The organism is Flavobacterium celericrescens, assembly GCF_011392075.1.
Lineage (GTDB): Bacteria > Bacteroidota > Bacteroidia > Flavobacteriales > Flavobacteriaceae > Flavobacterium > Flavobacterium celericrescens.
In genome coordinates this window covers 57,114-66,457 of the sequence record NZ_JAAJBV010000012.1, presented here as the reverse complement: position 1 = coordinate 66,457, position 9,344 = coordinate 57,114, and the positions used below count along the sequence as shown (strand labels likewise).

The window sequence follows — 9,344 nt, the reverse complement described above, 5'->3', positions numbered from 1 at the left end:
TTTTTACTTTTTACTTTTTACTTTTTACTTTTTACTTTTTACTTTTTACTTTTTACTTTTTACTTTTTACTTTTTACTTTTTACTTTTTACTTTTTACTTTTTACTTTTTACTTTTTACTTTTTACTAAAACTTAACCTCTACTTTTTCTGAAACTAAACTATCATTCAAATAATATTCAAAAAACCAATTGCTATTTTTTTTAACTAAAATTCCAGACTTTGAATCTTTTTGAGCGATGAAAACACTTTCTACAGTAGTTTTCTTTAAAATAAAAATTGTTTCTGGTTTATCATTGACTAATTTATATCCTGTTGATGTAGGAATTGCAAAAAGTTGGTTACTATTTGTTGCAACAGCAGTAGCTTCCTCAACCACAGCTGGAGCAACTTCTGGAGTTGATTTCATTTCAATTGGAGTGGCAATTACAATCTCGTTGCTTATTCCTGATGGTTTAAAATTTAATTTTCCAGACATTGATGACAAAGCAATTCTAAAAGCTTCTGTGTATGCCTTTTGAAATTCTTTTTCTCGACTTGTTCCTTGATCGCTAATATAAACCACTTTATTGTAGCAATCAATTAGCTCAATTGTAATCTTTGTAACCAATATATTGCTATTCTTAACAGCTCTTGCCGACAATGCTAAACAACGATTATTTGCTAATTCTTGTGGAAAATTATCGGTATCATACAATACTTTAAAACCTTCTTTTTCAAAAAAAGATTTAGCCATAAAATTAGTATTGTACTCATTTTCGTTTTTGAAAAATTCAAATTTTTTAGGAACAATTATATACTTGTAATTTTCTTGTGCAAATGAAAACGAATAAGTAATTAGAAGCAGTAACAAAATTATTTTTTTCATAATTATAATATATTTTTTAATTCTAATAAATGTTTTATTTGTAGGACTGGATTTTCAATATCACTATTATGCTCATTAAAAAATATAGCTTCAATTCCAGCATCTTGCGCTCCAACAATATCAGCTTCATAACTATCGCCTATCATTAGACTATCATTTTTTGAGGCATTCGCCAAAGATAAGGCAAAATCAAATATGTTTCGATGTGGTTTTTTAACACCTGCCATTTCGGAATTGGTTATGGTTTCAAAGTAATGATCAATATTAGAATTCTTGAGCTTTTTAGTTTGAACCGAAGCAAAACCATTTGTTATAATATGCAATTTATAATTAGGTTTTAAGTAATCTAATATTTCAATTGCTCCGTCAAACAAATTATTATATTCGGGAAGATATTTAATATAATCTTCCGAAAGTTGGTGAATAATTTTATCTGAGACCTCATATTGCAAAGCATCAAAAACATCTTTCAAGCGATAATAACGTAAATCTTCGTGTGAAATTTTATTTACTTGATACAGTTTCCAGTAATGGTGATTTCTCGGAATATAAATATTTAAAAAATCTGGTAAAGAAATTTCAAATCCTTGCTCTTTGAAAATAGTATCAAACGCAAAGGCTGAGTTTTTATCAAAATCCCAAAGTGTATGATCTAAATCAAAAAAAAGGTGTTTCTTATGTTTGAAATTTTGCAAGTCTTCTTATTTTTTAGAAACAATTTCGGCATTTTCAATGTTGTAAATCCAATTATCTACATCTGTTTCATTGACTTTAAATGTTCCTTTAATTGTTAAATAAGTATCTGTTTTTAATTTTGGCAATGAACCTTTAAATTTCAAACCCGTAATAGTTTCTGGTCCCGATTTTCCACAGAAAAAACAAGAAGCAAATACATTTTTACTCAAAGCATAATTTTTACTATCAATAGGCACAATAAAACCAGTCAAATAAACTGTTTTATTGTGATAACCTTTTAATTTCAGATTCACTTGAGGAAATTCTACTTCTCCATACGTTGCATGTTTTTTACGAACATATTTGATATCTCCTAATAGTTTCCATGTCAACGTATCGTTTGCAACTGTTGTTTTAGCAAAAGTCTGCTTTTCTGTTTTTGAATTTTTCTCAAAACTCATTAATGAAATAAATACTACTAGAGCTAAAGCTATTTTAATAAAATTACGCATTGGCTAATGTTTTTGATATGTTTAAGTTATAGGCTTTTACTGCTGGAATTAACGCCGCAATAAAGCCAACAAATAGTGTTACTAAAAATAAAGCTCCTTCTTTTTGCCAAAGAAACTCGTATGGGTTAAAACTCATTTTAAAATCTTCTTCAGAAGAATTAGACAACATACTTAATGCTACTCTTCCCAAAATCGTACCAAAAATAAATCCTACAACACAAAGCAATAAACTTTCAATCATAACTACTTTTAACAATTGAAATCTTCTTGCTCCATTGACACGCATTAAGGCAAATTCAACTTTGCGCTCTTTTAATGTATTAAACAAAGCAATAAAAATTGAAATTCCTGAAATAAGCATAATGCCGTATGCTAAATATTGCAAAGCAGTTACACCAATTCCAAACAACCCAAACAATCGATTGACTTCAAATGCTGGAGAAGCAGCTTGCATCTTTGTGTTTTGAGGAACTACACGTTGCCATGTTAATTTTGCCATTTGATTTCTAATTTTTAGCAGAACTGCTGTAATTTCCATATTTGGCTCATCTAATGTCAAATCCGCTTTTTGATGTTCGTCTCCTTCTTCATGAATATGTCCTTCTTCTCCATGAGCTGGAATTTCTTCATGTCCATGGTGCATTTGCCAAACCGTTGGAATAGTACATAAAATTAAATTATCTACAACTTTACCTGTTTTAGAAGCAATACCAACAACTTTATAGGCGTAATTTTCATGAACTTCTCCTTCTTCTGCATCACCATGAGAGCCATAAAACTCATCTCCAATTTTTAAATTTAATTTTTGAGCAATTTCGCTACCAACAACCACTTCAAAATTCTTTTCAAATAGTTTTCCTTCTGCTAATTTTGCTTTATACTTTACTAAATAATCGTGTGTTGTTCCTAAAATTTTATATCCTCGATAATTATCACCAAATGCTAACGGAATTGCTTTTTCTACATACGGATTATTCATCCATACTTTAGCAGAATCATAATTGATATTTCCCGTAGGCGAATCTACTTGATACACCGAAGACAAAATCAATTGCAAAGGACTTCCTTGAGCTCCCAAAACCAAATCTACATCTTCAATATTACTGGTAAACTTTTCTTCAAATTGCTTTTCTACTAAAATTAAAGTTGTAATAATCGCAACACTTGAGGTTAGCAAAACAACACTCAAGATGGTATTTAATGGTTTGAACCATATATTTTTCCATGCTAATTTTGCTATCATATCAAGGTAATTTTATTGATAAATCTTTCTTTAATTCGGTTGTCATGCGTAACGATTAGTAAAGCCGCTTTGTATTCTTTCGATAATGAAGTCAACAATTCGATTACTTTCTCTGCATTTTTATCATCTAAACTTGATGTTGGTTCGTCAGCTAACAAAACTTTTGGTTCGTTCATCAACGCTCGTGCAATCGAAACACGTTGCTGTTGACCAATACTTAATTGCGATGGTAATTTAGATGCTTGGTTTTCGATTCCCAATTGTTCTAATAATTTCCTAGCTCTTTTCGTATGCTTTTTACCCGTTGCTAACCAACTTGCCATTTCCAGATTCTCTAAAACGGTCAACGCACCAATGAAATGCGATTTTTGAAAAACCACTCCAATATGCTTTCCACGAAATTTATCGGTTGCCTTTTCAGAAAGAGAAACGATATCGGTTTTATCGATTTCGATTTCGCCTGTTTTTGGTTTTAACAAACCTGCTAAAATATGTAAATAGGTAGTTTTTCCTTTACCAGAGTCACCTGTAATCAACAAAGTACTTCCCGCTTCACAATACAAATCGGGCATGTGAAAGATTTGGTCTTTGGTGTAGGAAAAAGTGATGTTTTTGGTGCTAATCATAGTTCAACGAACATTAATTTTAGTGTTGCAAGATAAGAAATTGGAAAGAAAAATTTCTTAAATAAATTTTAATAAAAAACCTTGTGATTTACTTTCATCACAAGGCATTTATATTTTAATCTCAAAATTATTCTTCATCATGAGTACATAATCCTACAATGGTATGAAAAGTGTCATGTAAACCATTTAAAGCTTTAGTAATTTTTTCGTCAGAAGCTTTAGATTTTACTAATTTATCTAATGCTTTACTATCTTTAGCTAATTTATTAACCGAAGCCACAATTTGTTTTTTATTGAATTCCGCTGGAATTTTTGCCATTTTTAAAGCATTAGCTTTTTCAGCCATCTCAGCACTTCTCTCTTTGATAGGTTGTAAGTTACCTTCTTCACTTGGATGGAAAGTTTGCGACATCACTTTGTGAAAGGTTTTGATTTCTGGCCATGAAGCAAAAGTATCTGGTTTTGGCATCGCTGCTTTGTATCTTTTACTAACTTCTGTCCAGTTTACAACACTCCATAAAGCAGATAAATAATCGGCTCTTTTGTTTTGGTATTTTAAGTAATACGCATGTTCCCAAACGTCGATTCCGAAGATTGGCGTTCCTTTTACTTCTGCAATATCCATTAATGGATTATCTTGATTTGGAGTTGAACTTACTACTAATTTTCCTTCTTTGGTTACAACCAACCATGCCCAACCTGAACCAAATCGACTTGCTCCTGCTGCATTTAATTTTTCTTTCAATCCGTCTAAACTTCCGAAAGTTTCATTTACCGCTTTTTCTAATTCAGCCGACATTTTTGTGTTTTTTTCAGGAGTTAAAACTGACCAAAACAACTCATGATTGTAATGTCCGCCTGCATTATTTCGAACAGCCGGAGTCATTGTTGAAACTTTTGCAAAAATTTCGTTTAAGCTTAATTTTTCATCCGCTGTTCCAGCTAAAGCAGTATTTAAATTTTTAACATAAGCAGCGTGATGCTTGCTGTAATGAATTTCCATAGTTTGTGCATCTACAAATGGCTCCAAAGCATTATACGCATAAGGCAATGCTTTTTGTGTAAACTGAGCCGATGCTGTTACTGTTACTAAAAGTGTTGCAACTAAAAGTTTTATGTTTTTCATGATATTTTAATTTTTGATAAAATTACGGTTTATCGATTAGATAAAAAACTACCAAATCTTAAAATTTCTATAATTCTTGGTTTAAACGCAAAGGTTATTATTAAAAATCTATGTGACTATGTGTTTAGAAAAAAATCAAAAAATCCCTTCATCCTGAAAACTCAAATACCCGTTTTCTGTAATGATAAGATGATCTAAAACTTGAATTTCTAAGGTTTGTCCTGCTTCTTTGATACGCTTTGTGATTTTTAAATCGGCTTCACTAGCAATTAATTTTCCTGAAGGATGATTGTGTGACAGAATTAAACCCGTTGCATTTTGTTCGAATGCCATTTTGAAGATGATTCGAATATCTACAACTGTTCCAGTGATTCCCCCTTTTGAGAGTTGGGCTTTGTAGATGACGTTATTGGAATTATTAATATACAATACCCAAAATTCCTCATGAGGCAATTCGCCAATGATGGGTTGCATGATATCAAAAACTGCTTTGCTAGATGTGATTTTTTTGAGTTCGATGGCGTCTTCAGCTCTGCGTCTTCGTCCTAATTCTAATGCAGCGGCGATGGAAATGGCTTTGGCTTCTCCAATTCCTTTGAATTGCATAAGTTGGGAAACCGACATTTTTCCTAATGTATTCAGATTGTTTTCGGAAGAAGCTAAAATACGTTGGCACAATTGTACCGCGCTCTCATTTCGAGAACCGGAACCAATTAAAATAGCAAGCAATTCGGAATCAGATAAGGTAGACTTACCTTTTAGAAGAAATTTTTCACGAGGGCGATCGTCTTCGGCCCATTGGTTGATTGGCGTGTACATAAAATTTTATTTTGGCGTTTATAAGAACAAAGCTAATTAAAAAATCTAAAAAATGAAAAAAATCTAAACTTTTACCACATAGAAACATAGGTTTGTTTTTTATTTAATAAGGCATTTTAGTTAGGTTACAGAGAAGCTAAATGAATGAATCAATTTATTGACTATGAAATTCTTATTTTTCTATGTTTCTATATGGTTTTAAAAAAACCTTCAAAATAAATGGCTTAAAAATTGCGTTTCAATCTACAACAAATAACAAACCATGAAACTATTTATTCCTTTACTTTTAATCTGTTTTTCTTTTGGATGTAAGAAATCTGAAACTATTGCTGAAAAAATAACAGAATCAAAACCTACAAATCAACTCATTGAAAACCCAAATGATTTCTACCAAAAACTATCCAATGCCGCGATTTCGATAATTGATCCTGAAGTAGTTTACACGCCGGATTATGTTGGGATAAAATATCCAAATGGTGATGTTCCTGCAAAAACGGGCGTTTGTACAGATGTGGTGATTCGTGCCTATCGAAAATTAGGAATTGATTTGCAAAAGGAAGTGCATGAAGATATGAAAGCTAACTTTTCTTTATATCCCAATTTAAAAAAATGGGGTTTAAAGACTACGGATAAAAACATCGACCACAGAAGAGTTCCGAATTTAGAAGTTTTCTTTTCCCGAAAAGGAAAAACTTTACCGATTACACAAAACCCTAAAGATTACAAAACAGGTGATTTAGTCACTTGGATGATTGGTAATAAATTACCACATATTGGAATTGTGACTCACGTAAAATCCAGTAATGGAAACCCAATGATTGTGCACAACGTAGGAAGCGGACAAGTTTTAGAAGATTGTTTGTTGAGTTGGAAAATTGTGGGGCATTTTAGGTATGGGAATTAATTAATTTACAAATAATCATTTATATCATCATTCTCAATCCACTCCTTCATATCTTCCAAAACACTATTTTTTATGAACTCGAAAAAATTTTCATATTCAATTTCAACAATATTCCAGCCATCAATATTACTTTTGAAAGAAGGATGAAAAACCAAGACATTTTCCATAATCCTTTCGTTTATAACTTCAAAACCAGCAAAAGTATCACAATCTTGTCTATGACCAAAAGTTAAAACTTCTCTATTTCTACACTCAACTTTAAACTGTTTATTAATTGAAGAATTAAAATCAATTTCAGTATCAAAATGCCACGGAATAAATTTGTTTAATTTTAATTTAGAAAACCATACAAATGCATTAGGTATTTTAGATTCTTTTTCCATTATTCTGAATTTTGATTTAAAAGAGACTCCTCCGGAGTGACAAACTTTGGTGTAATATTATCCTATCAACCCTTTCACCTCATCAAAATTCAACCCACCATAATTTCCTGAACTCATTAAGAGTAAAGCGGAATTTTCTAAATTTTGGCTGAATAAAAAGTCTTTGAATTCGACTGGATTGGTATAAATAATTAAATCTTCTCTTTGGAACGATTGTGCAATTTGGTCGTAGGTTACTTCTTCCAAACGTTTGATTTTTACAGCATCGGGTGAATAGAAAACGACTGCTACATCGGCTGCATCTAAAGCGCCTTGGTATTCTTTTAAAAACTCGGCATTTAAACTGCTGTACGTATGCAATTCTAAACAAGCTACTACTTTTCTATCAGGATATTGTGCTTTCACCGCTTTTGTAGTCGCTGAAACTTTACTTGGCGAATGTGCAAAATCTTTATACGCAACTTTGTTCGCACTTTCGGCAATTTTTTCTAATCGTTTGGATGCACCTTTGAAACTGGCAATAGCTTCGTAAAATTCAGCTTCGTCTACGCCCATGCATTGGCAAATCCATTTGGCGCCGGCTAAGTTGCTAAGATTATGCGCCCCGAAAACTTCAATTGGCATTGAACCTTCTGGCGTATCTAATAAAGTCGTTCCATTTTCTACAGAGTAACTTGGCGTTTGGTAGGCAATTTTTCGGATTGGATTTTCGGTTCCTTCAGCTACTGCTTTTACAGCTTCGTCTTCTTCGTTGTAAACTAAAATTCCACCACGCGTGATTTGGTTAGCGAAAATTCTAAATTGTTCTACATAATTATCAAACGTTGGAAACACATTGATATGATCCCAAGCAATTCCAGACAATAATGCAATATTCGGTTGGTACAAATGGAATTTTGGTCGCAAATCGATTGGAGAAGTTAAATATTCATCACCTTCCAACACGATAAAATCATTATTTTCGGTTAAATGTACCATCGTATCAAAACCTTCCAATTGAGCTCCCACCATATAATCCACTTCGATATTGTGATAATGCATTACGTGTAAAATCATCGAAGTTATCGTCGTTTTACCGTGCGATCCACCAATAACTACTCGGGTTTTATTTTTCGATTGTTCGTATAAAAATTCGGGATACGAATATATTTTCAACCCTAATTCTTGCGCCTTCAACAATTCTGGATTATCCGCTTTGGCGTGCATTCCTAATATAATCGCTTCAATATCCGTTGTGATTTTTTCGGGAAACCAACCTTCTTGTGCTGGCAACAATCCTTTTTTCTCCAAACGAGATTTTGAAGGCTCGAAAATAGCGTCATCACTACCCGTTACGTAATATCCTTTGTTGTGTAAGGCTAATGCTAAATTGTGCATGGCTGCTCCGCCGATGGCTATGAAATGTGTTCTCATTTTTATAGTTTATGAGTTAAAAAGGTATATGAGTTTAAGAGTTTGGACACATTGCCTTTTAAACTATTAAACCTATACCCTTTTAACCTATTTTTCAAATTGTTCTTTTAATTTATTAGCTTTTGCTTTGTCTTTTAGCTTGTTCAAATATAAGTCATATAATTTTTCGAAAGTAGTTTTTGAATTACCAATTTCGTGTGCTTTTTTATAATTTATTTCTGCTTTTGTATAACGCTTAAAATACACATCAATATAACCTTTTGCTAAATAACCATCAACTTTTGAAAGTGCCATTAATTCATCGGCATATTTTTGAGATTTTTTCTCGCTTCCTCCAATAATAGCGGGCAGTTCAATATATAACATCACAAGCGCCCAACGTGTTTCTATATGTTTACTATCTAATTTCGCAGCGGTTAAAAATGATTCTTCTACTTCATCAATCATTCCTAAAGCTTTGAATTTGTTAGATTCTTTAGCTTTCATTCCAAGTGCACCACCATATTTGTACCAATAATTAGCCGCTTTAGGAAAACTTGTTTTAAGCTTTTTATAATTATCGATAGCTTCATCCCATTTTTTTTGATGCCCAGCAATATCACCAAGATACTCAATAGTTTTGGTGTGATTTGGGTGTGATTTTAAATAATCTTGAAATGATTGCTTTGCTTCATTGTATTTTTTTTGCGCAAATAACTTCTCCCCTTTCTCAAAATCAGATTGAGAAAAGGCAATTAGTGAAAAAAATAAAAAAAACAACTGCATATTTTTCATTGC

At 32.1% G+C, this 9,344-nt stretch carries 10 protein-coding genes and 1 pseudogene; 1 reads left to right on the top strand and 10 read right to left on the bottom strand.

The features are described 5' to 3' along the window. Nucleotides 1-125 precede the first annotated feature (125 nt). The 7 genes and pseudogenes from G4L40_RS12570 to radC form a co-directional block, all read right to left on the bottom strand. Nucleotides 126-866 carry a hypothetical protein gene (locus G4L40_RS12570; RefSeq protein ID WP_166237538.1) on the bottom strand — a complete coding sequence of 247 codons (741 nt, stop codon included), beginning with the start codon at nt 864-866 and terminating at the stop codon, nt 126-128. A 2-nt stretch (nt 867-868) separates the two neighbouring features. After that, entirely contained in the window at nt 869-1,561 is a 693-nt protein-coding gene (locus G4L40_RS12565; RefSeq protein WP_166237537.1) for a YjjG family noncanonical pyrimidine nucleotidase, read from the bottom strand. 6 nt (nt 1,562-1,567) lie between these two features. Next, nucleotides 1,568-2,053: a hypothetical protein gene (locus G4L40_RS12560; protein ID WP_166237536.1), complete on the bottom strand. Its 486-nt coding sequence runs from the start codon at nt 2,051-2,053 to the stop codon at nt 1,568-1,570. Then, entirely contained in the window at nt 2,046-3,296 is a 1,251-nt protein-coding gene (locus tag G4L40_RS12555; RefSeq protein WP_166237535.1) for an ABC transporter permease, read from the bottom strand. The genes G4L40_RS12560 and G4L40_RS12555 overlap by 8 nt, the downstream gene beginning before the upstream one ends. After that, complete coding sequence (locus G4L40_RS12550; protein WP_166237534.1) at nt 3,293-3,922, bottom strand: ABC transporter ATP-binding protein; 630 nt, start codon at nt 3,920-3,922, stop codon at nt 3,293-3,295. Before G4L40_RS12550 ends, G4L40_RS12555 begins: the two co-directional genes overlap by 4 nt. 466 nt (nt 3,923-4,388) lie before the next feature. Continuing rightward, a pseudogene (locus G4L40_RS12545) lies at nt 4,389-5,048 on the bottom strand (superoxide dismutase); the annotation flags it as partial. Nucleotides 5,049-5,183: 135 nt separating this feature from the next. Further along, on the bottom strand, nt 5,184-5,867 hold the full coding sequence (gene radC / locus G4L40_RS12540) for a RadC family protein (protein ID WP_166237532.1): 684 nt from the start codon (nt 5,865-5,867) through the stop codon (nt 5,184-5,186). A 262-nt stretch (nt 5,868-6,129) separates the two neighbouring features. On the opposite strand from radC, the gene G4L40_RS12535 reads away from it, so the two are divergent. Then, nucleotides 6,130-6,771, top strand: coding sequence for a DUF1287 domain-containing protein (locus G4L40_RS12535; protein ID WP_166237531.1), 642 nt, complete (start codon nt 6,130-6,132; stop codon nt 6,769-6,771). Between the two features lie 5 nt (nt 6,772-6,776). On the opposite strand, the gene G4L40_RS12530 is transcribed toward G4L40_RS12535, so the two are convergent. The 3 genes from G4L40_RS12530 to G4L40_RS12520 form a co-directional block, all read right to left on the bottom strand. Continuing rightward, complete coding sequence (locus tag G4L40_RS12530; RefSeq protein WP_166237530.1) at nt 6,777-7,154, bottom strand: hypothetical protein; 378 nt, start codon at nt 7,152-7,154, stop codon at nt 6,777-6,779. 57 nt (nt 7,155-7,211) lie between these two features. Then, nucleotides 7,212-8,567, bottom strand: coding sequence for a UDP-N-acetylmuramate--L-alanine ligase (locus G4L40_RS12525; protein ID WP_166237529.1), 1,356 nt, complete (start codon nt 8,565-8,567; stop codon nt 7,212-7,214). 87 nt (nt 8,568-8,654) lie between these two features. Next, complete coding sequence (locus G4L40_RS12520) at nt 8,655-9,332, bottom strand: tetratricopeptide repeat protein (protein ID WP_317163970.1); 678 nt, start codon at nt 9,330-9,332, stop codon at nt 8,655-8,657. Nucleotides 9,333-9,344: the final 12 nt, after the last annotated feature.

Coding starts and splice junctions, on each gene's coding strand:
- G4L40_RS12570 (WP_166237538.1), bottom strand. CDS start 866: ATGAAAAAAATAATTTTGTTACTGCTTCTAATTACTTATTCGTTTTCA.
- G4L40_RS12560 (WP_166237536.1), bottom strand. CDS start 2,053: ATGCGTAATTTTATTAAAATAGCTTTAGCTCTAGTAGTATTTATTTCA.
- G4L40_RS12555 (WP_166237535.1), bottom strand. CDS start 3,296: ATGATAGCAAAATTAGCATGGAAAAATATATGGTTCAAACCATTAAAT.
- G4L40_RS12550 (WP_166237534.1), bottom strand. CDS start 3,922: ATGATTAGCACCAAAAACATCACTTTTTCCTACACCAAAGACCAAATC.
- radC (WP_166237532.1), bottom strand. CDS start 5,867: ATGTACACGCCAATCAACCAATGGGCCGAAGACGATCGCCCTCGTGAA.
- G4L40_RS12535 (WP_166237531.1), top strand. CDS start 6,130: ATGAAACTATTTATTCCTTTACTTTTAATCTGTTTTTCTTTTGGATGT.
- G4L40_RS12530 (WP_166237530.1), bottom strand. CDS start 7,154: ATGGAAAAAGAATCTAAAATACCTAATGCATTTGTATGGTTTTCTAAA.
- G4L40_RS12525 (WP_166237529.1), bottom strand. CDS start 8,567: ATGAGAACACATTTCATAGCCATCGGCGGAGCAGCCATGCACAATTTA.
- G4L40_RS12520 (WP_317163970.1), bottom strand. CDS start 9,332: ATGCAGTTGTTTTTTTTATTTTTTTCACTAATTGCCTTTTCTCAATCT.